The 26497-nt window shown below is 39.3% G+C and carries 25 protein-coding genes and 1 pseudogene; 16 read left to right on the forward strand and 10 right to left on the reverse strand.

Annotation, left to right across the window (positions count from 1 at the left end):
- Positions 1–6: 6 nt before the first annotated feature.
- Positions 7–150 (reverse strand): 50S ribosomal protein L34, encoded by a 144-nt coding sequence (rpmH, locus tag GWI59_RS07260; RefSeq protein WP_004246509.1) that lies wholly within the window; start codon positions 148–150, stop codon positions 7–9.
- A 741-nt stretch (positions 151–891) separates the two neighbouring features.
- Between rpmH and dnaA the strand changes: the two genes are divergently transcribed.
- The 4 genes from dnaA to gyrB are packed head-to-tail and all read left to right on the forward strand — an operon-like array spanning position 892 to position 6935.
- Positions 892–2292, forward strand: coding sequence for a chromosomal replication initiator protein DnaA (gene dnaA / locus GWI59_RS07265; RefSeq protein ID WP_006534274.1), 1401 nt, complete (start codon positions 892–894; stop codon positions 2290–2292).
- Positions 2293–2296: 4 nt separating this feature from the next.
- Positions 2297–3400, forward strand: coding sequence for a DNA polymerase III subunit beta (dnaN, locus tag GWI59_RS07270; RefSeq protein ID WP_072064715.1), 1104 nt, complete (start codon positions 2297–2299; stop codon positions 3398–3400).
- 11 nt (positions 3401–3411) lie between these two features.
- Positions 3412–4500, forward strand: coding sequence for a DNA replication/repair protein RecF (gene recF / locus GWI59_RS07275; RefSeq protein ID WP_161724354.1), 1089 nt, complete (start codon positions 3412–3414; stop codon positions 4498–4500).
- Positions 4501–4520: 20 nt separating this feature from the next.
- Positions 4521–6935, forward strand: a complete 2415-nt coding sequence (gene gyrB / locus GWI59_RS07280; protein ID WP_161724356.1) for a DNA topoisomerase (ATP-hydrolyzing) subunit B — start codon at positions 4521–4523, stop codon at positions 6933–6935.
- Positions 6936–7020: 85 nt separating this feature from the next.
- Here gyrB and asd read toward each other — a convergent pair whose 3' ends face one another.
- The gene (gene asd, locus GWI59_RS07285) at positions 7021–8127 is read right to left on the reverse strand and encodes an aspartate-semialdehyde dehydrogenase (RefSeq protein ID WP_006534267.1); all 1107 of its coding nucleotides are present in this window, start codon (positions 8125–8127) and stop codon (positions 7021–7023) included.
- A gap of 472 nt (positions 8128–8599) precedes the next feature.
- Here asd and GWI59_RS07290 point away from each other — a divergent pair, with 472 nt between their 5' ends.
- Positions 8600–9169, forward strand: coding sequence for a class I SAM-dependent methyltransferase (locus GWI59_RS07290; RefSeq protein WP_072064709.1), 570 nt, complete (start codon positions 8600–8602; stop codon positions 9167–9169).
- 55 nt (positions 9170–9224) lie between these two features.
- Here the strand turns inward: GWI59_RS07290 and pdxR are convergent, their stop codons facing one another.
- The gene (pdxR, locus tag GWI59_RS07295) at positions 9225–10712 is read right to left on the reverse strand and encodes a MocR-like pyridoxine biosynthesis transcription factor PdxR (protein WP_161706364.1); all 1488 of its coding nucleotides are present in this window, start codon (positions 10710–10712) and stop codon (positions 9225–9227) included.
- A 127-nt stretch (positions 10713–10839) separates the two neighbouring features.
- Between pdxR and GWI59_RS07300 the strand changes: the two genes are divergently transcribed.
- Positions 10840–11298: a GNAT family N-acetyltransferase gene (locus GWI59_RS07300; protein WP_161724402.1), complete on the forward strand. Its 459-nt coding sequence runs from the start codon at positions 10840–10842 to the stop codon at positions 11296–11298.
- A 94-nt stretch (positions 11299–11392) separates the two neighbouring features.
- Here the strand turns inward: GWI59_RS07300 and GWI59_RS07305 are convergent, their stop codons facing one another.
- The gene (locus tag GWI59_RS07305; protein ID WP_115064984.1) at positions 11393–12142 is read right to left on the reverse strand and encodes a tetratricopeptide repeat protein; all 750 of its coding nucleotides are present in this window, start codon (positions 12140–12142) and stop codon (positions 11393–11395) included.
- Between the two features lie 108 nt (positions 12143–12250).
- On the opposite strand from GWI59_RS07305, the gene murQ reads away from it, so the two are divergent.
- Positions 12251–13150 carry an N-acetylmuramic acid 6-phosphate etherase gene (murQ, locus tag GWI59_RS07310; RefSeq protein WP_161670753.1) on the forward strand — a complete coding sequence of 300 codons (900 nt, stop codon included), beginning with the start codon at positions 12251–12253 and terminating at the stop codon, positions 13148–13150.
- A 10-nt stretch (positions 13151–13160) separates the two neighbouring features.
- Here the strand turns inward: murQ and GWI59_RS07315 are convergent.
- Positions 13161–13569 (reverse strand): annotated as a pseudogene (locus GWI59_RS07315) (type II toxin-antitoxin system death-on-curing family toxin).
- Between the two features lie 183 nt (positions 13570–13752).
- Positions 13753–14616 carry a YicC/YloC family endoribonuclease gene (locus GWI59_RS07320; protein ID WP_072064702.1) on the reverse strand — a complete coding sequence of 288 codons (864 nt, stop codon included), beginning with the start codon at positions 14614–14616 and terminating at the stop codon, positions 13753–13755.
- Positions 14617–14742: 126 nt separating this feature from the next.
- On the opposite strand from GWI59_RS07320, the gene rph reads away from it, so the two are divergent.
- Entirely contained in the window at positions 14743–15459 is a 717-nt protein-coding gene (gene rph, locus GWI59_RS07325) for a ribonuclease PH (protein ID WP_072064701.1), read from the forward strand.
- An 80-nt stretch (positions 15460–15539) separates the two neighbouring features.
- Positions 15540–16184: an orotate phosphoribosyltransferase gene (gene pyrE, locus GWI59_RS07330; protein WP_072064700.1), complete on the forward strand. Its 645-nt coding sequence runs from the start codon at positions 15540–15542 to the stop codon at positions 16182–16184.
- A 307-nt stretch (positions 16185–16491) separates the two neighbouring features.
- Here the strand turns inward: pyrE and slmA are convergent, their stop codons facing one another.
- From slmA to coaBC, 3 genes are all read right to left on the reverse strand, one after another.
- The gene (gene slmA, locus GWI59_RS07335) at positions 16492–17094 is read right to left on the reverse strand and encodes a nucleoid occlusion factor SlmA (RefSeq protein WP_072064699.1); all 603 of its coding nucleotides are present in this window, start codon (positions 17092–17094) and stop codon (positions 16492–16494) included.
- 112 nt (positions 17095–17206) lie between these two features.
- The gene (gene dut / locus GWI59_RS07340) at positions 17207–17665 is read right to left on the reverse strand and encodes a dUTP diphosphatase (protein WP_006534255.1); all 459 of its coding nucleotides are present in this window, start codon (positions 17663–17665) and stop codon (positions 17207–17209) included.
- On the reverse strand, positions 17649–18860 hold the full coding sequence (coaBC, locus tag GWI59_RS07345) for a bifunctional phosphopantothenoylcysteine decarboxylase/phosphopantothenate--cysteine ligase CoaBC (RefSeq protein ID WP_072064698.1): 1212 nt from the start codon (positions 18858–18860) through the stop codon (positions 17649–17651). The genes dut and coaBC overlap by 17 nt, the downstream gene beginning before the upstream one ends.
- 302 nt (positions 18861–19162) lie before the next feature.
- Between coaBC and radC the strand changes: the two genes are divergently transcribed.
- From radC to GWI59_RS07380, 7 genes are all read left to right on the forward strand, one after another.
- On the forward strand, positions 19163–19834 hold the full coding sequence (radC, locus tag GWI59_RS07350; RefSeq protein ID WP_109406973.1) for a RadC family protein: 672 nt from the start codon (positions 19163–19165) through the stop codon (positions 19832–19834).
- 247 nt (positions 19835–20081) lie between these two features.
- Positions 20082–20318, forward strand: coding sequence for a 50S ribosomal protein L28 (rpmB, locus tag GWI59_RS07355; protein WP_036914542.1), 237 nt, complete (start codon positions 20082–20084; stop codon positions 20316–20318).
- Positions 20319–20329: 11 nt separating this feature from the next.
- Complete coding sequence (gene rpmG / locus GWI59_RS07360; protein ID WP_006534250.1) at positions 20330–20497, forward strand: 50S ribosomal protein L33; 168 nt, start codon at positions 20330–20332, stop codon at positions 20495–20497.
- A gap of 148 nt (positions 20498–20645) precedes the next feature.
- Positions 20646–21773 carry a glycosyltransferase family 4 protein gene (locus tag GWI59_RS07365; RefSeq protein ID WP_161706964.1) on the forward strand — a complete coding sequence of 376 codons (1128 nt, stop codon included), beginning with the start codon at positions 20646–20648 and terminating at the stop codon, positions 21771–21773.
- 139 nt (positions 21774–21912) lie between these two features.
- Entirely contained in the window at positions 21913–22914 is a 1002-nt protein-coding gene (locus GWI59_RS07370; RefSeq protein WP_006534246.1) for a glycosyltransferase family 9 protein, read from the forward strand.
- A 3-nt stretch (positions 22915–22917) separates the two neighbouring features.
- The gene (locus GWI59_RS07375) at positions 22918–24021 is read left to right on the forward strand and encodes a glycosyltransferase family 4 protein (protein ID WP_115064986.1); all 1104 of its coding nucleotides are present in this window, start codon (positions 22918–22920) and stop codon (positions 24019–24021) included.
- Entirely contained in the window at positions 24021–25190 is a 1170-nt protein-coding gene (locus GWI59_RS07380; protein WP_115065720.1) for a glycosyltransferase family 4 protein, read from the forward strand. Before GWI59_RS07375 ends, GWI59_RS07380 begins: the two co-directional genes overlap by 1 nt.
- Before the next feature lies 1 nt (position 25191).
- Here GWI59_RS07380 and rfaL read toward each other — a convergent pair whose 3' ends face one another.
- The gene (rfaL, locus tag GWI59_RS07385; RefSeq protein ID WP_109848251.1) at positions 25192–26451 is read right to left on the reverse strand and encodes an O-antigen ligase RfaL; all 1260 of its coding nucleotides are present in this window, start codon (positions 26449–26451) and stop codon (positions 25192–25194) included.
- Positions 26452–26497 lie beyond the last annotated feature (46 nt).

Here is a 26497-nt window from a genome sequence, read left to right on the forward strand (position 1 = left end):
CTTTTATTATTTCGAAGAAACGGTCAGACGAGCGCGGCCTTTCGCACGACGGCGAGCCAGAACCTGACGACCATTTTTAGTGGCCATACGAGCGCGGAAGCCGTGGTTACGGTTGCGCTTCAGTACAGACGGTTGAAAAGTGCGTTTCATGGCGATTTCTACCTACTTAATATAATTACTGATTCAGCAAATGCGTTGACAGACAGGCGTGCAATAAATAAACAAACCAGTACTTCAATCGCAGCATCAATGATGGAAAGATGCGGGATTGTAATAAAATCACTCAAATGCGTCAATCAAGATGACGCTTTAAGTACCGATTTTTGTCGTCTTTTTTAGCAAACCCGATAATCAATCCTGACTTATGCGCAACGAGTACGCTTATTAGCGACCTGAAAGAGAGCCTTAATAAGTGACTTTGTTGGTACAAGCACGCAGGGTGCAAGATTATACGGACTCATGGTGAAAGCGCAAGGATCTTTGGTGGATCAAATGAGAGATATTTGATCACTTCCTATAAGAAGGAGAGATTTATGTAAAGAGAAAGTTATCCCCAATTGCTATTTATAGGGCGACTCAAGTACACTAGAACGCCTTTGCATATTTCATTTGGTGAATTATCTTAAATCAGTAAGCCTGTGGATAAAAACCATAAAAACTGTGCAAAAGAAAGAGGATCTTCGTTTCATTTTGCGATATGATCCCCCGTCACGATCAGAATAGCCAGTCTGCGATCGTGAGTCACGATGTAAAAAAATCGTTGTCACCAAGAGTTGTTCCTTATTAAGAATTGAAGAGGAACGGTGTTGTGCACTTTGTATTTAGGCACACAGTGTTTAACTGCATTTTTCCTGTTTATTTTTTAGTCTTGTTTTTTTAGGGGAGTCCGCCGTGTCACTTTCGCTTTGGCAGCATTGTCTTGCCCGATTGCAGGATGAGTTACCTGCCACTGAATTTAGTATGTGGATACGTCCCTTGCAGGCAGAACTAAGCGATAATACGCTGGCACTGTATGCACCTAATCGTTTCGTTTTAGATTGGGTGAGAGAAAAATACATTAATAATATTAATGCATTGTTAGTGGATTTTTGTGGCTCAGAAGTCCCTTCTTTACGTTTTGAAGTTGGTAATAAGCCTGCATCAGGGCGTACTACGGAAAGTATTCCTAAAGCTGTTGTACATCCAACGGTGAATACAACTCCAACACATAGCCAGCCTGTTCGCCCTAGTTGGGATAATCAACCTGCGTCTCAACTGCCTGAGCTCAATTATCGCTCTAATGTTAACCCTAAACATAAGTTTGATAACTTTGTTGAAGGTAAATCAAACCAGTTAGCAAGGGCAGCAGCAAGACAAGTCGCTGATAACCCAGGTGGCGCTTATAACCCACTCTTTTTATATGGTGGAACAGGACTGGGTAAAACCCACTTGTTGCACGCAGTGGGTAACAGCATTATGGAACGTAAAGCGAATGCAAAAGTTGTTTATATGCATTCTGAACGTTTTGTACAAGATATGGTAAAAGCGTTACAAAATAATGCGATAGAAGACTTTAAACGCTATTACCGTTCTGTGGATGCCCTCTTAATTGATGATATTCAATTTTTTGCCAATAAAGAGCGTTCACAAGAAGAATTTTTTCATACCTTTAATGCATTGTTAGAGGGTAATCAGCAAATTATTTTAACGTCAGACCGTTATCCTAAAGAGATTAACGGTGTTGAAGATAGATTAAAATCGCGCTTTGGTTGGGGATTAACGGTTGCTATTGAGCCACCTGAACTTGAAACCCGAGTCGCGATTTTGATGAAAAAAGCGGATGAAAACCAAATTCAGTTACCTGACGAAGTGGCTTTTTTTATTGCTAAAAGACTTCGTTCTAATGTCCGTGAGCTTGAAGGTGCGTTAAATCGAGTGATTGCTAACGCAAACTTTACAGGTCGTGCGATTACTATCGACTTTGTACGTGAAGCATTACGTGATCTGCTGGCCTTGCAAGAAAAATTAGTCACTATCGATAATATTCAAAAAACGGTTGCTGAGTATTATAAAATTAAAGTCGCTGATTTACTGTCAAAGCGACGATCTCGATCGGTTGCCCGTCCGAGGCAAATGGCAATGGCGCTGGCAAAGGAATTAACAAACCACAGCTTGCCTGAAATCGGGGATGCCTTTGGGGGTCGTGATCATACAACTGTACTTCATGCATGCAGAAAGATAGAGCAATTGCGTGAAGAAAGTCATGACATCAAAGAAGATTTTTCTAACTTAATCAGAACATTATCATCCTAGCGCTATGAAATTTATCATTGAACGTGAACAGCTTCTTAAGCCGCTACAACAAGTAAGTGGCCCTTTAGGTGGTCGTCCAACATTACCTATTTTAGGTAACTTATTGCTTAAGGTGACTGAAAACACCTTATCACTAACAGGAACTGACCTTGAAATGGAGATGGTAGCGAGAGTTAGCCTCAGCCAGTCTCATGAAATTGGCGCCACAACTGTTCCTGCGCGTAAGTTTTTTGATATTTGGCGTGGGCTACCTGAAGGTGCTGAAATCAGTGTTGAGCTAGATGGTGATCGCCTATTAGTGCGTTCAGGTCGTAGCCGCTTCTCCTTATCAACATTACCTGCATCTGATTTTCCTAACTTAGATGATTGGCAAAGTGAGGTTGAATTTACTTTGCCTCAAGCAACATTAAAACGCCTCATTGAATCCACTCAGTTTTCAATGGCACATCAAGATGTGCGTTATTATCTCAACGGTATGTTGTTTGAAACTGAAAACACTGAATTACGCACGGTTGCAACAGATGGGCACCGTTTAGCCGTATGTTCGATGGATATCGGACAATCTTTACCTGGTCACTCGGTTATTGTTCCTCGTAAAGGTGTTATTGAATTAATGCGTCTACTGGATGGTGGTGGTGAAAGTTCACTGCAACTACAAATCGGTAGTAACAATATACGTGCGCATGTAGGTGATTTTATTTTTACCTCGAAGTTGGTTGATGGTCGTTTCCCTGATTATCGTCGTGTATTACCGAAAAACCCAACCAAAACAGTAATTGCAGGTTGTGATATTCTTAAACAGGCATTTTCTCGTGCTGCCATTTTATCTAATGAGAAATTCCGCGGTGTGCGTATTAACCTCACGAGTGGTCAATTAAAAATCACAGCCAACAACCCTGAGCAAGAAGAAGCAGAAGAAATTGTTGATGTTCAATATCAAGGCGAAGAAATGGAAATTGGCTTTAATGTCAGCTATCTCCTTGATGTATTGAATACCTTGAAATGCGAAGAAGTTAAGCTGTTACTGACTGATGCCGTTTCAAGTGTTCAAGTTGAAAATGTGGCAAGTTCTGCAGCTGCTTATGTTGTTATGCCAATGCGTTTATAATAGTCACTAACATGATTTTATCCCGTTTATTGATCCGCCATTTTAGAAATATCGAACAGGCGGATCTGCCATTAGCGGATGGCTTTAATTTTCTTGTTGGACCAAACGGGAGTGGTAAAACAAGTATACTTGAAGCGATTTACACCTTAGGACATGGACGAGCATTTCGTAGTTCTCAAGCAAATCGCGTGATCCAACATGATGAAAATGCATTTATTCTTCATGGGCGTTTAAGTGGGCTTAATGAAGAAAGCCGTGGCTATGCGATTGGATTAAGTAAAGATCGCGAAGGAAATAGTACAGTTCGTATTGATGGTAGCGATGGTCATAAAATTGCAGAGTTAGCAAAATTGTTACCCATGCAATTAATAACACCAGAAGGTTTTACTTTACTGAATGGTGGGCCTAAATATCGTCGCGCGTTTATCGATTGGGGCTGTTTTCATAATGAACCTCGATTTTTCGCTGCATGGTCGGATTTAAAACGTGTTTTAAAGCAACGTAATGCAGCACTAAGGCAAGCAACGTCTTATCGACAGCTGATGCCTTGGGATAAAGAACTTATCTTATTAACGCAACAGATAAGTGAATGGCGAGCTCAATATACTGAAGATATCGCTAAAGATATTGAAGAAACGTGTCATCTGTTTTTACCTGAATTTTCGCTGAAAGTCAGTTTTCAGCGGGGGTGGGATAAAGAAACTGATTATGGTGAGTTGCTAGCACGTCAATTTGAACGTGATAAAATGTTAGCCTATACCTCACTTGGTGCTCATAAAGCGGATTTACGTATTAGAGCAAATGGCACGCCAGTAGAAGATATGTTGTCACGAGGCCAGCTCAAGTTGTTGATGTGTGCATTGAGGCTGGCACAAGGTGAATATTTCACTCGTAAGAATGGGCAAAGATGCCTGTATCTGCTCGATGATTTTGCTTCCGAATTAGATGCAAGTCGGCGTCAATTGTTAGCCGAGCGTCTAAAGTCTACGCAAGCTCAAGTGTTTGTCAGTGCGATAACACAAGGGCAAGTGAAAGATATGCTAGATGTAAATAGCAGGCTATTTAGCGTAGAACGTGGCAAAATAGAGGTTAAACCATAGGAATAAAGCGAGAAACGTTGATGTCGAATACATATGACTCCTCAAGTATCAAAGTATTAAAAGGGCTGGATGCGGTGCGTAAGCGCCCGGGGATGTATATCGGGGATACAGATGATGGAACCGGTCTGCATCACATGGTCTTCGAGGTGGTCGACAACGCAATCGACGAAGCCCTCGCGGGTTTCTGTGATGAGATTATTGTCACTATCCATTCAGATAACTCCGTCTCTGTTCGAGATGATGGTCGTGGAATTCCAACCGGCATTCACCAAGAAGAGGGTGTTTCAGCAGCAGAAGTTATTATGACGGTTCTGCATGCGGGGGGGAAATTCGATGATAACTCCTATAAAGTCTCTGGTGGACTTCATGGTGTAGGGGTTTCTGTTGTTAATGCGTTGTCTGAAAAACTCGAACTGACTATTCATCGCGATGGAAAAATCCATCAGCAAATTTATCGTCATGGTGTACCTGATGATCGCTTAAAAGTGATTGGTGATACCGAAAAGTCAGGCACATTTGTTCGCTTCTGGCCAAGTCTTGAAACCTTTAAAGGCGAGACTGAATTCCAGTATGACATTTTAGCAAAACGTCTGCGTGAGTTGTCATTCTTAAACTCAGGCGTTTCTATCCGTTTAATTGATAAACGTGATAACCGTGAAGATCATTTCCATTATGAAGGCGGTATTAAGGCATTCGTTGAATACTTAAGCCGTAATAAAACGCCAATTCATCAAAATGTATTCTATTTCTCCACTGAAAAAGATAGTATTGGTGTTGAAGTTGCGATGCTGTGGAATGATGGCTTCCAAGAGAATGTTTATTGCTTTACCAACAATATTCCACAACGTGATGGTGGTACACACTTAGTTGGTTTCCGTACTGCAATGACTCGTACGTTAAACAACTATATGGATAAAGAAGGGTTTAATAAGAAATCGAAAATCAGTGCAACGGGTGATGATGCGCGTGAAGGCTTGATTGCGGTTATCTCTGTTAAAGTTCCAGATCCTAAATTCTCATCACAAACCAAAGATAAACTGGTTTCTTCAGAAGTTAAAACAGCGGTAGAAACGCTGATGAATGAGAAGCTGGTGGAATACCTGTTAGAAAATCCAAACGATGCGAAAATCGTTGTCGGTAAAATTATTGATGCTGCTCGTGCTCGTGAAGCTGCACGTAAAGCACGTGAGATGACACGTCGTAAAGGTGCATTAGATTTAGGTGGCTTACCAGGTAAATTAGCAGACTGTTCTGAACGTGATCCTGCTTTCTCTGAACTGTACTTAGTGGAAGGGGACTCTGCGGGCGGCTCTGCAAAACAAGGGCGTAACCGTAAAACACAGGCTATTCTGCCGTTAAAAGGTAAAATCCTCAACGTTGAGAAAGCGCGCTTTGATAAAATGCTGGCGTCTCAAGAAGTAGCAACATTAATCACAGCATTAGGTTGTGGTATTGGTCGTGATGAATATAACCCAGATAAACTGCGTTATCACAGCATTATCATCATGACGGATGCCGACGTCGATGGTTCTCACATTCGTACGTTATTACTGACTTTCTTCTATCGTCAAATGCCAGAAATTATCGAACGTGGTCATATCTTTATTGCTCAACCACCACTTTACAAAGTGAAGAAAGGGAAGCAAGAGCAATACATCAAAGATGATGATGCGATGGACGAATATCTGATGTCGATAGCGCTTGATGGTGCAGCGCTTTATATTAGTGAACATGCGCCAGCAATGCACGGTGAACAACTTGAAAAACTGGTTGTTGACTACCATGCTGCACATAAAATTATTCGTCGTATGGAGCGCATTTATCCACTGAGCATGTTAAATAGCTTGGTGTACCATTCAACGCTCACAGAAGAAGATTTATCTGACAAAACCAAAGTTGAAGAGTGGATGAGTGGCTTGGTCAACCGTTTAAATAATGCGGAAGAGCAAAGTAGCACTTATAGTTATACCATCACTCAAAACGATGAAAACCGTCTGTTCGAGCCTGTATTACGTATCCGTACTTACGGTATTGATACAGACTATAAACTGGATTATGACTTTATCCACAGTAGCGAATATCAACGTATTACTCATTTAGGTGACATTATTGGTAACCTAATTGAAGAGGGGGCGTTTATTGAGCGTGGAGAGCGTCGCCAGGCGATTTCAAGTTTTGAAGAAGCACTTGAGTGGCTTACAAAAGAATCTCGTCGTGGTCTTGCTGTACAGCGTTATAAAGGCCTTGGTGAAATGAACCCAGAACAATTATGGGAAACCACCATGAATCCAGATACACGTCGTATGATGCAAGTTACCGTTAAAGATGCGATTGCAACCGATGAGTTATTTACCACCTTGATGGGTGATTCGGTTGAACCTCGCCGTGCCTTTATCGAAGAGAATGCGTTGAAAGCGGCAAATATTGATATCTAATGACGTGTAATGTCGCTAAGTAAAAAAACCAGCTAATTCAATTAGCTGGTTTTTTTCTATTTATGGGAGCTGTTTTATTGGAAAATTAACGCAGAATATTCAACATACGACGTAAAGGCTCTGCTGCACCCCATAGTAGTTGGTCACCGACTGTAAAGGCTGAAATAAATTCAGGGCCCATATTCAGTTTACGAATACGCCCTACAGGAGTGCTTAATGTGCCCGTTACTGCGGCTGGTGTTAACTCTCTAATAGTCAACTCACGATCATTAGGGATGACTTTTACCCAGTCGTTATGGTTGGCAAGTAATTGTTCAATTTCAGCAACAGGTAAATCTTTTTTCAGCTTTAGAGTAAAGGCTTGGCTATGGCAACGTAATGCACCAATACGAACGCAAAGGCCATCGACAGGAATAATATTTGAACCTGTATTTAGGATCTTGTTAGTTTCAGCTTGTCCTTTCCACTCTTCACGGCTCTGGCCGTTTTCTAATTGTTTATCAATCCAAGGGATCAAGCTACCTGCCAGAGGAACACCAAATTGCTCAGTTGGCATTGTACCACTGCGCGTAAAGTTAGTGACTTTACGTTCAATATCTAAGATTGCAGATGCTGGGTTTTCTAGCTCTTTCACTACTTGATTATGTAAAGAGCCCATTTGTGACAGTAACTCTCTCATATGGCGAGCTCCCGCCCCAGAAGCGGCTTGATAAGTCGATACGCTTGCCCATTCCACTAAATTGTTAGCAAACAGGCCACCTAATGACATCAGCATTAAACTGACCGTACAGTTACCGCCGACAAAAGTTTTAATGCCTTTGTTTAAGCTGTCTTGAATATGTTGACCGTTGACGGGATCGAGAATAATCACGGCATCATCATTCATACGCAGTGCTGATGCGGCATCAATCCAGTAACCTTGCCAACCTGCTTGGCGCAGCTTTGGATAGATTTCATTGGTATAGTCACCACCTTGGCAACTAATAATAATATCGAGTGATGCTAGCGTATCAATATCATAAGCATCTTGCAGAGTGCTACGGTGATTACCATAAGCAGGTGCTGCTTCACCTAATTGAGATGTGGTGAAGAAAACAGGGTTTATCCCATCAAAATCACGTTCTTCAACCATTCTTTGCATTAAAACGGAGCCGACCATACCACGCCAGCCCACAAAACCAACATTTTTCATTGTAATTACCCTGTCTTTGTCTGTAGGAATAGTGAGAGACCTCACACTAACCTGACAAAATATAGAGATAGGTGCAAGTTAATTTATTGATTATTTACCAAAGAATTAGAAGTGTTTCTTATAGTCTGCGTAGAGTTAACAAAAGAAAGCCACAGAACGAACAAATATCAATGAGTTGTTAAAAAAGAAAATAAATTTACCATAAAAGTGTAAGAATATTCTGCTATATCTTATTTTCTTTTTTAGGATAAATAAAAATATATTCATATTTAAGAAAATAGAGTAAAAATAGAAAAATGTAAAATAGTGTAATATATAAGAAAAACGTATTTACTTAGAGGTCACTCCAAGCTTTATACTAAACGCTACTGTTTAATAGATGATGTATTTTCATAAATAAAAATAATGATGAAGGTTCTTCATTTTATTTGAATTTTATTTTACCGCTTATTAAGTGGTGTTAGGAGGCGAAATGGATATATCCACAGTCATTCCATTATCTACGTACTACTCGTATTTAAAACGGTTTGTGATTTCACCAACCACGATGGGTACTATCGCGCCTTCATCTCGTTGGTTATGTTATGAAATGCTGGATAAACTCAATTGGCAACAGGACATTCAAGTTGCTGAATTAGGTGCTGGCACGGGTGTTATTACTCAACAGATCTTAAAAAGAATGTCGGTGAATTCCTCATTAGATGTTTTTGAAATAGAACCTAGTTTTGCAACAGAATTAGATAAAATTAATGATCATCGATTAAGAGTTTATACAGCATCGGCGGAGAAATTAAATAGCCATTATAATATGATTATTTCAGGGTTACCTTTTTTATCGATACCAAAGAAAACAGGTTTAAGAATTTTAAAACGGGTACATAAAGAGTTATTAAAAACACAAGGTTGTTTTGTGTTATTTCAATATACCACTCGATATGAAAAAACGTTATCTCGTTATTTTCATTTAGAAAAGAAATTAGTTATGCGGAATGTTCCCCCTGCTTGGGTTTATTATTGCACGCCTAAAAATAATATAGGGTAAATGCAAAGCTTGCTCGACGTTTATATTGTAAATAACAATTAAGAATCAATGCTATTTATTTAGATAATGTTTGAGCAAGTAAAATAACACTCTTTTCAATTTCAAGAGGATTATGAGCAGCATATCCTAATAATACGCCTTGTTTTGGGTAGGTTTGAATGCAGTAACGTGATAAAGGCTGTATAGCTAATCCAATTTCTCGTGATTTTTTCACAATATATTCTTCTGTATAACCAGCATGTAGCCAGCAGACAATATGGATGCCAGAGTCTGTTGGTTCAACACAGAAGACATGAGATAAATGTGTTTTTATCGCATTAGTTAACACTTGATAACGTTCATAGCAGGCTTTTCTTATTCTTCTTACATGGCGGGCGTAATGCCCTTGAGACATAAATAACGCTAATGTTGCTTGTTCTAGAAAACCTGAATGCGAATCGGTGTAATATTTAGCAGCTTTAAATGTATCAACTAAAGGTAAAGGAACCACTAAAAAGCCTAAACGAAATCCGGGATACATCATTTTTGAGAATGTACCAGCATAAATAACCCGCTGGTATTTATCTAAACCTTGTAGAGATTGAATCGGTTTAGAGTGATAACGAAATTCACTATTGTAGTCATCTTCGAAGATCCACACATTATTGGATGATGCCCACTCTAATAACGCAATACGACGTGAAAGTGAGAGTGTATTGCCTAAGGGAAATTGATGAGAAGGAGTTGTAAAAACAAGTTTTGCTTCTGGACACTGCGCTATTCCTCGAGAAATATCCATTCCATCAATATCTGAACTTATTGGATGTGGTTTTATACCATAAGAAGTGAAGATCCCCCGAGCACTGTCATAACCAGGATCATCTAGCCAAACAGTATCTCCCTCTTGTAATAGAACTCTAGTGGTGAGATTTATCGCTTGCTGCGTACCATTTACAATAATGATTTGTTCAGGCTGACAAAAAAGCCCACGAGTTGATTGAACATATTGGCATATCATCTCTTTTAATGGCGTGTAGCCTGTTGGCGAATTAAATGTTGCGAGTGCTTTTTTTGATTGCCGCCAAACCCGCCCTAATAATCTTCCCCAAAGTTCATGAGGAAAAAGATCGACACAGCCAACGCCAACATGAAATGTAGGACTGCTATTGATATTGGGTTGTGACTGTTGCCAAAAAGCGTGGGCTTTTTGCATATTGGGATTTAGCGTTTCTAATGGGTTTTTGATGTGTGTTGAAGAAGTAGAGTGGATTGTTTTGATCCACTGATCTGAAATAATCGCATCAGGGATTGTGCTTGCAACAAAAGTACCAGCACCGCGCCGGGTAAATAAATAGCCTTCATCAATTAAACGTTCAAATCCTGCAATAACAGAGTTACGAGAAATCGACATCATTTCAGCTAATGTGCGGCTTGATGGTAGACGGCTACCTGATGTTAAGCGCCCATCTAAAATCGCTTTTCTAATCGCATGATAAACCTGAGAGCCAATAGGCCCTTCTTCTAAAACAAGGTTAGGAAAATAAGCTGTTTTTTTCTGTTTCATAAAGTGGATCCTATAAAAACACAAAAAGTGTACCTTATTGGGAACCAAAATTAAACGTACCATGACCACGATTAAAGGCAGGCGATACTTTTTTATCGCATTGATGAAAGTTGAAGGAAGTGAAGAGATGAGCACAACACCAATAACTGTTTCAATTCAGTTTGTTGAACAAGAGCATTATGCTCAATGGTTGCCATATTGGTTAAGTTATCAAGCATTTTATAAAGTCGAGTTATCAGAAGAGACCACATTAACAACATGGGCGCGTTTTTTTGATGAAAAAGAGCCGGTTTATTGTGCCGTCGCAATGGAAGGTGAAAAGGTATTGGGTTTTGTTCATTATCTTTTTCATCGCTCAACATGGGCTGAAAGTGATTTTTGTTATTTAGAAGATTTATTTGTTTCACTAGATACGCGTGGTCGCCATTTCGGTAAGCAACTTATTGAATTTGTTAATCAACAAGCAAAACAGCGTAATTGTGCCCGTCTATATTGGCATACGCAGGAAACTAATTTACGAGGACAACGCTTATATAACTGGGTGGCAGAAAAACCGGGTGTGATTGAATACCGTATGGCGCTGTAAAAGAACGTTAGGTAGAACATATAGGGTATAAAAGAGATGGTAAGATTTACCAGCTCTTTTCTGAGTTAGGGTTATTTATTTGATTTAATTTAGGTTAATTAAACTCGTGTTGGCAATAAAACTCATTGCCAACTTTTTTGGCTTCTTCACACGCTTGTTTCATTAATTCGTCAGCTTTTTGCTTATTGGGTTCAATAATATGATATTGACCAGAAAACATAAATGAAGCCATTGCTTGAGCAAAGCCTTCAAAAGTCATTTCGTTTGCTTTCGTAAACCACATATTGGCTTTTTCAGTATCTGCAGGCACATTACCAACACCGCTATAAAGCACACCTAACCAAATTGGCGCATAGACAAATTCGGATTCGGGTTCGGGTTGATGAGTTGTAGCGGCTTCTTCTAGTAATACAATGGCTTTTTTGTAATCTGTTTCACCAGATAAAGGTGATATTAGTGTTGTTGCTAGACTTATTTTTCCTCTTATACTTCCTTTATTTGCAGCGATTGTTGCTAATTTTCTCGCTTCAACATAATGGTTTTTAAAATAAGGATCAGCATTAAATAAATAGAGATCAGCAAGTAATGCATAGGCATCTGCATAGTCGTTTTTTATGGACTCATTAGCCCACAATTGTGCATTAAGTAAGTTTTTTTCTACACCCGTTCCCATTAAATACATTTCGGCCAACTGATATTGAGCTTGTGCATTGTGATTGAGTGCTTCTTTGCGAGTATCTTCAAATTTTCTTTTGTCTTGTTCTTCAAAATTTGCCTGCAAAGAAAACGAGCAAACAAGAGTAAGTAGGGTGGTAAAGGTTGAAATATATTTCATAAATGTCATGTAGAGTACCGTTTGTAATGATTTTGAAAATCTTACCAATAATAATGGTATAAAAGCAGTTTATTTCTTCGAGTTAATCAAATAAATAACAATATTGGGAGAGCGATAATGGCGATTGACCTTAGCAATCTTGTCACTGAAAGTAGAAATCATAACAGTGAAAATATAGACACACTTTCAACATTAGGCATGCTAAAAGTCATTAATAATGAAGATAAAAAAGTGCCATTAGCCGTCGAGAAAGTGTTACCTGAAATTGCTCAATTAATTGATAAGGTTGCAATTGCTTTTTCTCAAGGTGGTCGTCTTATTTATTGCGGAGCAGGCACCTCGGGACGATTAGGGATTTTAGATGCCAGTGAATGTCCGCCAACTTATGGCACACCTCATGAAATGGTGATTGGTTTAATTGCGGGTGGGCATAAAGCTATTTTACAAGCTGTTGAAAATGCTGAAGATAATGCGCAATTAGGTGAAGAGGATTTACGACAACTTAATTTTAATAAGCAAGATGTTTTAGTGGGTATTGCAGCAAGTGGCAGAACGCCTTATGTGATTGGTGCATTGAATTACGCTAAATCATTAGGTGCAACAACAGGGGCGATAAGTTGTAATCCTGAAAGCCCGATTGCCAGACTTGCTGATATTGCTATTACACCAGTTGTGGGTGCAGAAGTGATAACCGGATCATCACGTATGAAAGCGGGTACAGCACAAAAGCTTATTTTAAATATGATCACAACAGGGGCGATGATAAAAATCGGCAAAGTTTTTGGTAATTTAATGGTGGATGTTGAAGCAACCAACGCTAAACTTGTTGAACGTCAAATTCGTATTGTAATGCAAGCAACAGAGTGTGAAAGAGCTATCGCTGAAGACGCGTTATCACAATGTCATCGCCACTGTAAAACGGCAATTTTGATGATCTTAGCAAACGTAGATGCACAGCAAGCCACACAGATGCTTACACAAAATAGAGGGTTTATTAGAAAGGCATTAGGTGAGTGATTAAATCGTTTTAATTTTTATCACTTAATTTTCTTAGGTATTGTGCCAACTGTTGGCTATTTTTAGCTCCTGTGGCTGCATCAACGGTTAAATTTTCCAATACATCATCAACATCTATTATTTTTTATACCATTGCGATAAAGAAAAAACATAGTGACAAAAAATGCAGTTCGTTTATTACCATCATTAAAAATATGGCCTCGAGAAATGGCGATCCAATAGGTTGCAGCTAGCTCATAAATATCTGTTATTCCTTCATCATGAGTACGATTTTGTACTCTGTAAATAAGTGCCTCAGCTCTTCTGGGCTCAGGCATTCCTGCAACACCAGGAAGTTGTTTTAAGATCTTATCATGAAAAGCGGTGTCTAAAACTTCAGAAATATGAGCCCGAGCTTGAGTGGAGGTATAAGTATGCATAATATTTTCTCACATTATCTAATGTACATTTGAATTGTACATTTGAATTGAACATTTCAGGTGTGCAATTTTCAATTTATAAAAAATGAAGCTCACTAAAATTAGAAAATTGTTATAACAAAAAAGCCAGCAAATACAATGTATCTACTGGCCTAATGATGGGCTGTAAACCGCTAAGAAATCTTATTCAATATTTTGGATCTGCTCACGCATTTGTTCAATTAAAACTTTCAATTCAATGGCTGAATTGGTGACTTCTGTATTAATTGATTTTGAGGCTAACGTATTGGATTCACGGTTAAATTCTTGCATCATAAAATCAAGACGGCGGCCTACCGCTTCCTTTTTCACTAGAATTTTGCGTGTTTCTTTAACGTGAGCTTCTAATCTATCAAGCTCTTCAGCAACATCTAAACGCTGCGCTAGCATCACTAACTCTTGTTCTAAACGATTATTATCAATTTGAATTTGCGCTTCTTCTAATTTGCTGGTTAAGCGTTCACGTTGCCATTGTAAAATTTCTGGCATTTGTGCTCTTACTTTAATGACTTCTTCGCTAACTGCATCTAAACGCTGCTCAATTAGTGCTTTAAGTGCTTGCCCCTCGGTTTCACGGCTCGCAATAAAAGCATCAATTGCCAAATCTAATTCCGCTAAAAGCTCAGTACCAATGGCATCTAAATCTTGCTCTTGTGCTGAAATAACACCTGGCCAACGTAAAATATCAAATGGGCTAATAGTGCCTTCATGGCTGTGGCTTTTTACCCAGTTGGCAGAAACAATGAGTTGTTTGGCGAGGTTTTCATCCAGATTAAGTTCGCCTTGAAAGCGAGCATTAAGATCAAAGCGTAAGTTACATTCAATTTTACCGCGTGTTAAGCGATTACGTAGACGTTCACGAATAACAGGTTCTAAACTACGTAATTGCTCAGGCAAACGAATATAAGTTTCAAGGTAGCGTTGGTTTACGGAACGCAGTTCCCATGCAGCGCTACCCCAGTCTTTTTTAATGTCTCGGCGAGCAAAAGCGGTCATGCTACGGATCATAATAGGGTCTCAATAGTGTAAAAGATAATACGATTATAACCCTATGCATCAATACAAGGATAGGCATAAGCCATTTTAGGTCGTATAATGCGCCCCCAATATGTCAGAGAAAGCGGAGATAACACCATGCGTCCAGCAGACAGACAAGCAAACCAAGTACGTCCTATTACCATTACTCGCCACTATACAAAACATGCTGAAGGTTCTGTATTAGTTGAATTTGGTGATACTAAAGTCTTGTGTAATGCCACTGTAGAAGACGGTGTACCACGTTTTCTGAAAGGACAAGGGCAAGGATGGGTGACCGCAGAATACGGCATGCTTCCTCGTGCAACAAATAGTCGTAATGCTCGTGAAGCGGCTCGCGGTAAACAAACGGGTCGTACTATGGAGATCCAGCGTTTAATTGCTCGCTCATTACGTGCCGCGGTTGATTTAAAAGCGTTAGGTGAATTTACCATCACCGTCGATTGTGATGTTATTCAAGCAGATGGTGGCACACGTACCGCCTCTATCTCCGGTGCTTGCGTCGCGTTAGTTGATGCTTTAAATAAAATGGTTGAAGAAGGCAAACTGAAAAAGAGCCCTCTTAAATCAATGGTTGCTGCTGTGTCTGTGGGAATTGTTGATGGTGAACCATTATGCGATCTTGAATATGTTGAAGATTCAGCCGCAGAAACAGATATGAATGTGGTGATGATCGATGATGGCCGTATGATTGAAGTTCAAGGTACGGCAGAAGGTGCGCCATTTAGCCATGAAGAATTACTTGCTTTACTCGCCCTTGCTAAAGGGGGATTAGAGAAAATATTTGAAGCGCAAAAAGAGGCGCTGAAGCAATAAATTTTATTTTTAAGGCGACTGAAAAGTCGCCTTTTTTATGCCTAAAATTTATCATCAAGTAACGTAGAGAGGAGAAAGAAATGAAAGCCTACCAACGCCGCTTTATCGAACTAGCATTAGCAAAAAATGTCTTGAAATTTGGTGAGTTCACACTGAAATCAGGAAGGGTGAGTCCTTATTTTTTTAATGCCGGTTTATTTAATACAGGGCGTGATTTGGCTTTACTGGGGCAGTTCTATGCGCAAACATTATTAGATAATAATGTGTCTTGTGATGTGTTGTTTGGGCCCGCTTATAAAGGGATACCTATTGCAACTACAACGGCAGTCGCATTAGTTGAACATCATGATATCGATATCCCTTACTGTTTTAATCGTAAAGAGGCTAAAGATCATGGTGAAGGAGGAACGTTAGTCGGAAGCCCATTGAAAGGTAATGTTGTGATTGTCGATGATGTTATTACGGCAGGTACTGCAATTCGTGAATCAATGGAAATCATCAAACAGCATGATGCAACGCTTTCTGCCGTATTATTAAGTTTGGATAGACAAGAGAAAGGGCGAGAAGCACTCTCTGCAATACAAGAGTTAAAACGCGATTATCAATGCCAAGTGTATTCGATTATTACTTTGGATGATTTAATTAGCTACCTAAGTGAGAGCGAAACTTTGTCTGAGTATTTACCTGCAGTTAAAGCTTATCGTGAGCGCTATGGCGTGAATTAATAAAGTTAATAAGCGATAAACAAGTTGGTCGATTATAGATAAAAAAAGCCCTCGCCCAATTATGGGCGGGGTGAGTAGTACAATGAAGCTTCTGTGATAAATATCACAGATATTGAAATATAAAAAGGACTTTTACTGCAGGGGCAAAGCGAGTTGCTAATGCCACAATGTAGGAACTGCACGAGTGCCATTCCTGATAAATACATATAGGTAACTATGTGTCAGAAGACGCATGTTAACACAAATAAGAAAAAAACGGCATATCTGTAAATTTCAAATTGTTGAGTTAAATCACGAGTCCATCATTTCATTGTAACTGTGCCAAGATTAATGGCCATCGGGCTTCAAATTCTTGAGTGGGCTGATAGCGAAATTCAGTGCGAACAAAGCGCGCTAGCATACCTTCACAAAAAGCGAGTAATTGTGACGCAAGTAACGCTTCATCATGCAAGAAAGCACTACCTTCACGGATCTTACGCTCTTTAATAACTTGTCGTAGTTGAACCTCAATGCGCTCATAAAGTTGGTTTATTCGCCCTTGCAATCTATCTTGTTCAAACATTAATGCATGGCCCGTTAAAATACGAGATAGTCCTGGATTTTTCTCAGCAAAACCAAGGATCAAGATAAGAATTAAGCGAATTCTGGCTATCGTTTCTTTTTCGTCTTTTAAAATCAAATTAATACGAGAAACTAAGCTGTCTTCGATAAACTCAATCAAGCTATCAAACATTTTGGTTTTACTTGGGAAATGTCGATAGAGTGCAGCTTCAGATACACCAACATTGGCGGCAAGCTTTGCCGTTGTGATGCGCTGACTACCATCACTTGATTCCAACATTTGGGCAAGTGACTGTAAGATTTCATCCCGTCTATTTCTTTTCTTTTTGGTTTCTTTTTCTTCTGCCATGACTGATAAGGCCCCTGCTAAAAGCAAAACAAATCAGTAAACCTTTGCACTAAGGTTTTAGTGCAAAGGGAGTGATATCGTCATTGATATAATTAAATGCAAGACGTCTTTATTATTGGCGGCCGGAGTGACCAAAGCCACCGCTACCACGTTCCGTTGCGGTAAAATCTTCAACAATATTAAATTCAGCTTGAACGACAGGTACGATAATCATTTGAGCGATACGCTCACCCGGTTCGATAGTGAACGCTGTTTGACCACGATTCCAAACTGACACCATGAGTTGACCTTGGTAGTCAGAATCAATCAGTCCCACTAAGTTACCCAATACAACACCATGTTTATGACCTAACCCTGAACGAGGAAGCACCATTGCTGCTAATCCTTCATCGGCAATATGTACAGCAAGACCTGTAGGTAATAATTCGGTTTGCCCTGGTTCAAGAACCAATGGTGCATCAAGGCAAGCGCGTAAATCTAAACCAGCAGAGCCTGTTGTGGCATAAGCAGGAAGTGGATATTCTTGACCAATACGTGCATCAAGGATTTTAACATCAATTTTTTTCATCATAATGTTTGGCTATCTCGTCAAGTAGGCGATGGCTAAGTTGTGCTTTACTACTGTGTGGTAAGCGCGTTTCTCCATTAGCCCAAATAAGGTGTAATGCATTGTTGTCACTGTTAAAGCCCTGATTTTCTATTGAAACATCATTGGCACAGATTAAATCGAGCTGCTTTTGTTCTCGTTTTTTGCGGGCATATTCTTCCACATTCTGGGTTTCGGCTGCAAATCCAACAACAAAAGGACGGTGTTCAACCATCTTTCCGACACTCGCGACAATGTCGGGGTTTTTTACCATAGTGATGGTGACTTCATCACCTTGTTTTTTTATTTTTTCAGCCGCGATAAGTTTAGCGCGGTAATCTGCAACTGCAGCGCAACCAATAAAAATATCTTGTGAAGGTGCGATTAACATCACTTGTTCATACATGTCTTGTGCACTTTCAACGTCGATACGTTTAACACAAGCGGGTGTCGGTAATGTGACAGGCCCAGCAATAAGCGTGACATCAGCTCCACGTAGTGCGGCTGCGTGTGCAATTGCAAAGCCCATTTTTCCAGAGCTATGATTGCTGATAAAACGTACCGGATCGAGTGCTTCACGAGTAGGCCCTGCGGTGATTGTAATTTTTTTACCTGCAAAATCTTGTGGTTGTAAAGCAAGTTGTTTTTCTGCTAATGAGACTAGCTCTAAAGGATCGAGCATTCGCCCTGGTCCTACATCACCACAAGCTTGGCTACCAGAGTCAGGCCCCCAAATTAAACAGCCTCGCTGCTCTAAAGCTGATAAATTTTCTTGTGTAATTGTGGCTCTGTACATTTGCTGATTCATTGCTGGCGCGATAGCGATCGGTGCGCTACTCGCTAAACAGAGTGTGGTAAGTAAATCATTTGCCATCCCCACTCGTAAGCGTGCAATAAGATCGGCGGTAGCGGGTGCAAGTAGAATTAAATCAGCCCATTTGCCTAATTCAATATGCCCCATAGCGGCTTCTGCAGCAGGATCAAGTAGGTCATCTGCTACAGGGAAGCCAGAAACGGCTTGTAATGATAATGGTGTGACAAAAGCATGTGCTGCGGGTGTCATTACAACACGGACAATCGCGCCTTTATCACGTAAACGGCGTACAAGTTCAGGTGCTTTATAGGCCGCAATACCACCACTGATACCAAGAATGATCTTTTTGTCGTGAAGTGTAGTCATGATGAAATGCCTAAGTACATAAATAATTGCCCATAATTTTACCACAAGGTCATCGTGAATTCGGAATTCTATGTAACTTCATGTTTTATAGATTAAATTTATGCGATTTGTCTCGCATAAATTTAATATGTGTCTTTTTTATACAAGATTAGCAGTTTATAGTAAGTTAACTGTATAAAACAACAGTTGTTTTGCGATTAGCATTTAATGATGAGTGATACTTCGCCTAAATTTTAATATTTATGTGAAGAAATAAAATAGATCATTAATCCCACTGTCTTTACGTATTAAGGAGTCCACGGATGGAAAATCAATCGGTTAGTGAACTGTTACCTAGAGAAAAATTGTTACTTTATGGCGTGGAATCACTCACTGATATTGAGTTATTGGCGCTCTTTTTGCGCACCGGTACTTATGAAAAATCTGTATTAGAATTGGCGGCTTTTCTACTTAAAGAGTGTGGTTCTCTTTATCACGTTATTAATGCTGATTATGAAACATTGGGGCGTTTTAAAGGTGTCGGTGTAGGAAAGTTTACTCAATTGCAAGCTATCAATGAAATGGCACAGCGTTTTTCCACAACACAATTTATGTATAAAAATGTTTTATCTTCTTCAGAGGATACAAAGTATTACTTACAAAAACTATTGCATTGGCGAGACAGAGAAGTGTTTGTGGTACTTTTTCTTGATAATCAAAATCAATTGATTGCATTTGAAGAGATGTTTAAAGGAACAATTAATCGTGTAGAGGTTCATCCTAGAGAAATTGTCCGTCAATCAATAAAAAAGAATGCAACATCTATTATTCTTGCTCATAATCACCCTTCTGGTGTTTGCGAACCGAGTCTCGCAGATAAAGAAATAACAGAAAAAATTTTTCTTGCTTGCCAATTAGTGGGCGTAAATGTACTCGATCACCTTGTGATAGGGCATGATGATTGTGTTTCTTTTGCAGAACGAGGTTGGTTATAGCAAATATTTTTGTAATTATTGTCAATCTTTATTTGTACGGGTCTTGAGCGTTGAGGCCATTGGGCGTATACTACGCCACCTTTGAGGATCTTGGGTTTGGCGAGAAGAGCCTATCTCAGCAAGTTTTTTCTGAGGTGTTTACACAGTTTTTCAATCGTTAAAAGTTGCTGAGATGGGCTCCAAAGCCTGACGAGGCGGTCAAACCTGATATTAAAGCTCGAGCTGATTAGATTTTTGGAGAATAGACATGTCCCGAGTCTGCCAAGTTACCGGCAAGCGTCCTGTGAGTGGAAACAACCGCTCTCACGCATTAAACGCGACTAAACGCCGTTTTCTGCCAAACCTGCACTCTCACCGTTTCTGGGTTGAGTCTGAGAAACGTTTCGTAACTCTGCGTGTATCTGCTAAAGGTATGCGTGTGATTGATAAGAAAGGCATCGAATCTGTATTAGCAGATTTACGTGCCCGTGGTGAGAAGTTCTAAGGAGCTGAAAAATGGCTAAAGGTATTCGCGAGAAAATTAAACTCGTTTCTTCTGCTGGTACAGGTCACTTCTATACCACTACGAAGAACAAACGCACTATGCCAGAAAAACTGGAAATGAAAAAATTCGATCCAGTTGTTCGTCAACATGTGCTTTATAAAGAAGCTAAAATTAAATAATTTTAGTTTTCTTAAAAAACCCGACCTTCGTGTCGGGTTTTTTGTTATCTGGAGCCAGCTAAGTATAACAAAGTAAAGCTATTGTGACCTTAGTTTGCTCTTTAGTTATACTATGGCTCTTTTGAATCGTCAGGTGAATGGATTGCGGATGAGTAAGTCAGCACTATCAATATTACATACAGAATCATCTTGTGGATGGGGTGGTCAGGAAATTCGTATACTGACGGAATCTCAAGGTATGATCCGCAGAGGACACCGAGTGGCATTGGTGTGTTGTCCCACATCTAAAATTGCTAAAGCAGCACCTGATTATGGTATTGAAGTTTTCACATTGCCCATTGAAAAAAAACGTCTTTCATCATTAAAAGCACTTCGTCAATGGCTGAAATTACATCATCACCAATTTGATATTATCAATACTCATAGTTCAACTGATGCATGGCTAGTTGCTGCTTCTTGTGCCACATTACGCCAATCACCCGTGGTGGTTCGAACTCGTCATGTTTCTACGGATGTTTCACGTTCATTACCAACACGATGGCTTTATCTTTCATCCAGTGCCCATGTTGTGACAACAGGTGAGAAATTACGCCAGACGCTCCATCAGCATAATAAATTTCCATTAGAAAAAATGACATCGGTGCCTACAGGAATCGATTTACAACGTTTTTTTCCTCAAGATAAACAACACGCTAGAGAAAAAATTGGAATACCGAATAAGCTGACATTAGGTATTGTTGCAACTATGCGTGTATGGAAAGGACATAAATATTTAGTAGAAGCATGGAAATCATTGCATCAGCAGTTTCCTGATTGGCAATTAATTTTTGTTGGTGATGGACCTCAACGTAAAAATTTAGAACCGATGGTGAAAGAGGCGGGACTAGAACAAAGTATCTTCTTCCTTGGTAATCGTAATGATGTGCCTGATTGTTTAAATGCAATGGATCTATTTGCATTACCTTCTTTTGGTAATGAAGGTGTACCGCAAGGCATTATGCAAGCGATGGCCTGTGGTTTACCTGTTGTTTCTACAACGGTGGGCGCGATTAGTGAAGCCGTTATTGATGGTAAAACCGGTTTTACATTAGTACCGCAAGTACAAGAATTATTAACCCGTCATTTAGCTAAATTAATGAGTTCAGATGAATTGCGTGAACAGATGGGAAAAGCAGCGCTTGAACATGCCATTTCACGATTTAGTTTAGATAACATGTTAGATAAGATGGAAAGGATCTTTATTCAGGCAATCAACGATAAAAATAAATCAGTATGATTAATGTTGATAATAAAGTCGTGAAATGATTATCTCTATTATTAACTTGGTGTATTCATCATCATTGATGAATATTTGTAATACTTTTTAGTGTATAGTCTGAAAAGTAAATGTATCATTTAAACCAAATAAAAAGCATATGGATCCAAAAAATATATTGGTTATAGCGGTAGCGCGTTTTGGTGATACATTACTTATCACTCCTGTTCTTCATGCTTTAAAGCAGCGCTGGCCCAATGCTCATATTCATGTATTTGCACATAAACGTAGTGCATGCATTCTTGAGCATAATCCTGATATTGATTGTATTAGGCCTTTTTCTAAAAAAAGAGCAGTTTGGTCTGGATGGTTACCCCATAAGCCTTATGACTTGGCTTTGGTTTACGGTAATGATAGTGAATTGGTGAACTATGCTCGTCGTCAATCTCATCATACCGTTGCTTTTGCTGATATTTCTCAGCAGCAAGGTAATACGACTTGGGTTGCGCGTCCCACTTCGCCAATGGTTGCACAAAAAGAGCGAGCCTTATTAATTAATGCATTAGGGATTTATCCGAGTTGTTGGCAATTACGTTATTTTATCAATGACGAAGAAACGGCTTTTGCACAACAGTTTTTAAAAGATAATGCATTAATTAATAAGAATATTGTTGGTTTTCAACTGCAAAGTTTTCCGGCTAAAGCCTATAGGGATTGGCCCGTAGAAAATTTTCTGCAATTAGCAAAACAGATTATTACCCATGACGCGAGTACGTACTTTTTGCTATTAGGTAGTCAGGAAAGCCAACAATTATCCATTGATTTAGCTAAAAAGATCGGTGAAGAGCATTGTTTAGCCTTAGCGGGTCGAGTTTCAATGCGACAAAATGCGGCGATTATGGCAAATTTATCGCTCTATGTAGGGGTAGATACAGGGCCTACACATTTAGCAGGGGCTTTAGATATCCCAATGGTGGCGCTATATCATAGCTATCACCCAGGATGTTATTTAGCACCATTACAACATTCTTGTTGTCAGGTTATCCAACATCCAACATCGTTGGAAAATGCCCACCGTGAAGACAATATGGCTGAAATATCAGTTGAAGAAGTGTGGAATGCAGTGCGTAATATCATGAATGGAATGAAGGTGAAAAAGTAATCCATGAAGATCGGTATAATTGATGTCACAATCACCATGTCTTATGGCGGGATCCAAACCGCGGTTTGGGAGCTTGCTAAGCAACTGCATGATGCTGGGCATGAAGTTCATCTTTATGGTGGCAATGGCGATATTCGACACAATCTGGCAGGACGCCAAATACAGGTACACACTTATCCTTATACACCGCGGGATAAAGTTATCGATCTCGGTGGACGTTTTCGCCGTATTGTTGAGCGTTACACTTTTGCGCGGCACGCTAAAAAAGATGTTATCAACCAACATTTTGATTGGATTATTTTAACCAAACCGTTTGATTTTTTTTGGCCCTCTATGATGTCTAAATCATCCTCAACGCGTTTTTGTTATATGAGTGGAGGCACCAGCTTTTTTAAAGGTGATCGTCGGTTAGGTAAGAAAATCTCAGCATGGGTTGCATGTAGTCATTTTAATGCTTGGCAAATTCAACACCATTTTAAGCAATTCCCGAGCGTAATTTATAATGGCGTGGATATTGCAAAATTTAAGCCAATGAGTACCTCATTACGTGAGCAATTAGGAATAAGTCAGTCTACATTTTTACTCTCATTTGCAGGTCGATTAGTGGGTTGGAAAGGCTTAAGTGTGGCGATTGATGCGATTGAAAAACTAAAAGGTGAAGATGTTAAGCTCTTGATTATCGGTGCTGGTGATGATTTAGAACGATTGAAAAGTAAAGCGGTGGCGAAAGGTATTGCAGAACAAGTCATTTTTCATCAACCCGTTGGGCATAATCAATTACCTGAATTTTATGCAGCCAGTGATGCAGGTATTTTCCCAAGTACAGGAGATGAAGCCTTCGGTATTACGATTGCAGAAGCCATGGCGTGTGCAAAACCAGTGATTGCCAGCCATATAGGGGGGATCCCTGAAGTTGTCGGTAATGAAGGCACTGCGGGATTATTAGTTGCTCCTGGTAGTGCAGATGAAATTGTGATGGCGATTAATCATCTTCGCCAATTACCTGATAGAGGAAAAGCGATGGGTGAGAATGCGCGTTTGCGTATAGAAACACGTTATACTTGGCAACATTCCGCGCAACGTTTATTACAGGCATTGGCGTCATAATAATGAAGATCGCCTATCTTGATCCTTACCCAGTTCCTGACTTACGTGTTGCTTCCTTGCAAATCTTGCAAAATGTGGATGCATTTGCTCGAGCGGGTGCAGAAGTCACTTTAGTCACGCCAAAAGGACAATATCAAGATAGCGATATATTAGGTCGTTCAATTCACACTAATGCGAGCTTAGTTTCCTTAAGAGATATTCGACGTAAATGGTATTTTCCATTTAATTCACAAAAACTTTTCTCATTACAAATTGCTCGTTGGATAAAACAAAATGATGTAGATGCGTTGTTTACCCGTAACTTAAAGCTAGCGTGTTATCTTTGTGAAAATTATCCAGAAATTCCCCTCTTTTTTGAAAGCCATGAAATTTTTGCTCAATCTTTTGCTGAGTCTCATTCATTTGAGAAAAAAAAGAATCGTGCAAAATATCATAAGCTATTAAAAATGGAGAAGTTAGTTTATAGCCAAGCGACGGGTATTTTTGTTCTTACTTCATTATTAAGAGATGATATTGTTTCGCAGTATCAAGTTGTTACACCAATAATTATTGTGCCTGATGGTGTAGATTTACATGCAGTGGCGGATAGTCAGGTAGTGCCTGCTAAATTAAATCAATCTATTACTGAAGTGCTCTATTTAGGAAGTTTGCATAAATGGAAAGGTATTCCTACCATGATGCGAGCAATGAAATATCTTGATAACGCACGGTTAAATATCGCAGGGGGAACATCGGAGCAGATTAGCGGATTAACTTTATTAGCTCAAGAAATGGACGTAAAAGATAAGGTCAATTTTTTGGGGTTTGTTGATCCCAAAAAACGCTTTGAAGCGATTGCTCAGCATGATATCTGCGTACTCCCGCTTACGTTAACCAGTATTGGAAGCCGCTATACTTCACCACTCAAGTTATTTGAATATATGGCGATGGAAAAACCCGTGGTGATCTCTGATTTTCCTTCAATTCGTGATGTTGTAGATGAAAAAGCGGTAAGTTTTGCAGATAGTGGCGATGCGCAGAGTTTTGCAAAACAGATAATACAGTTAAGAGAAAACCCACAACGAGCTAAAGAAAAAACCACTCATGCCCGTTCTCTGGTTGAGAATTATTACAACTGGGATAAACGGGCTGAGGTTATTCTAAAGACAATAAAGACGTTAATTAAGTAACTTATTGTTGTTTACCTGATGGTGTGACGGATTGATTATTGAGTAAAGCGTGGCGCAGTGCCAGCATTAATCCCACCAAAATACCCACTTGATTGATATAGGCATTTTCAAATAATCCTCGTAGTACATACACTCCTAAAAATGACATCAATAGCACTAAAGCTGCTTGGCGAATAATCCCATGATTTTTTCTTATTAGCTGAATACCTTGCACAATTATTGACGAGCAAAAATAGAGAATACCCAATAGCCCTAAAATACCACCAGCAAACCAAAAAGCTAAAAAGACGTTATGGGGACCAATGGATTTTTTGAATACCCAACTTTTGTGATCTTTAACACGTTCATTGTAAACATTATGGTAAGTTTGATTACCATAACCATAGCCTTTAATCGGTTGTTCTAGAATAAGATCAAGTGCAGCACCTTGGGTGCCATTATCAAATCGTAGTCCACTATTGGTTTGGGTTAATTTATATTGAAGTAATTTGCTGATAACGGGATTTGCCGGTAAATTTGTCGCCCCAATAAATAACAGAGCACAGATTAACGTACTGATTATTAGTAGTAACCATTGGCGATTAATGACCAAGATAAGTAGCGTACTAATTGCTAATGCCACCCATGCTCCGCGTGCTAAGGTTCCTAACATAATAAAAACAAATGCTAAACTAACAATAGCTAACAGCAACCAATTAATAATAGCGTTACGTTTTTTTAGAGCCCATAATGCTAATATAATAGGAAAGAAAAAAAGAAGAGCATAGGATATTTCCCTATGAATTAACTGACTTTTTATTGTAAAAGGCCAAATACCTTTCTGATACTCTAAATAATACTGCACCAGTTCTTTTGCCATAATCACCAACAATCCAATTGCAAAAGCTACCATCACCATCTTGGCAATATCAGTGGGTTTTTCTTTATATAATACAATCGGAAAGGTAACAGCAAAAAGCAGTAAGCCATTTAAAATAGGCTTATTTACTTCTTTGATACTAATATTTGGCTCGACAGAAATCAGTATGGAATAACCAATAGTCAGTAATAAAAACAGTAGCGAGAAAGCCAGATTATTTTTAAAAATTTTACAGATAGTTTTAAAATCACGTACCAGATACCACAGCGCTGTTGCACCAATCAATCCGATCACAATATTTTTATAACGGGTGATATCCGGTAAGTAGATCAATATAATGTAAAGCCCAATAATGGATAAATTCCACAGGGATTTTTTACTATAGTCTTTAAACACCATCATAATAATCTGCTATCGTCCTTTATACTTTTAGGGAAGCTGATCATAC

The sequence above is a fragment of the Proteus sp. G2673 genome (genome assembly GCF_009915125.1).
Lineage (GTDB): Bacteria > Pseudomonadota > Gammaproteobacteria > Enterobacterales > Enterobacteriaceae > Proteus > Proteus penneri.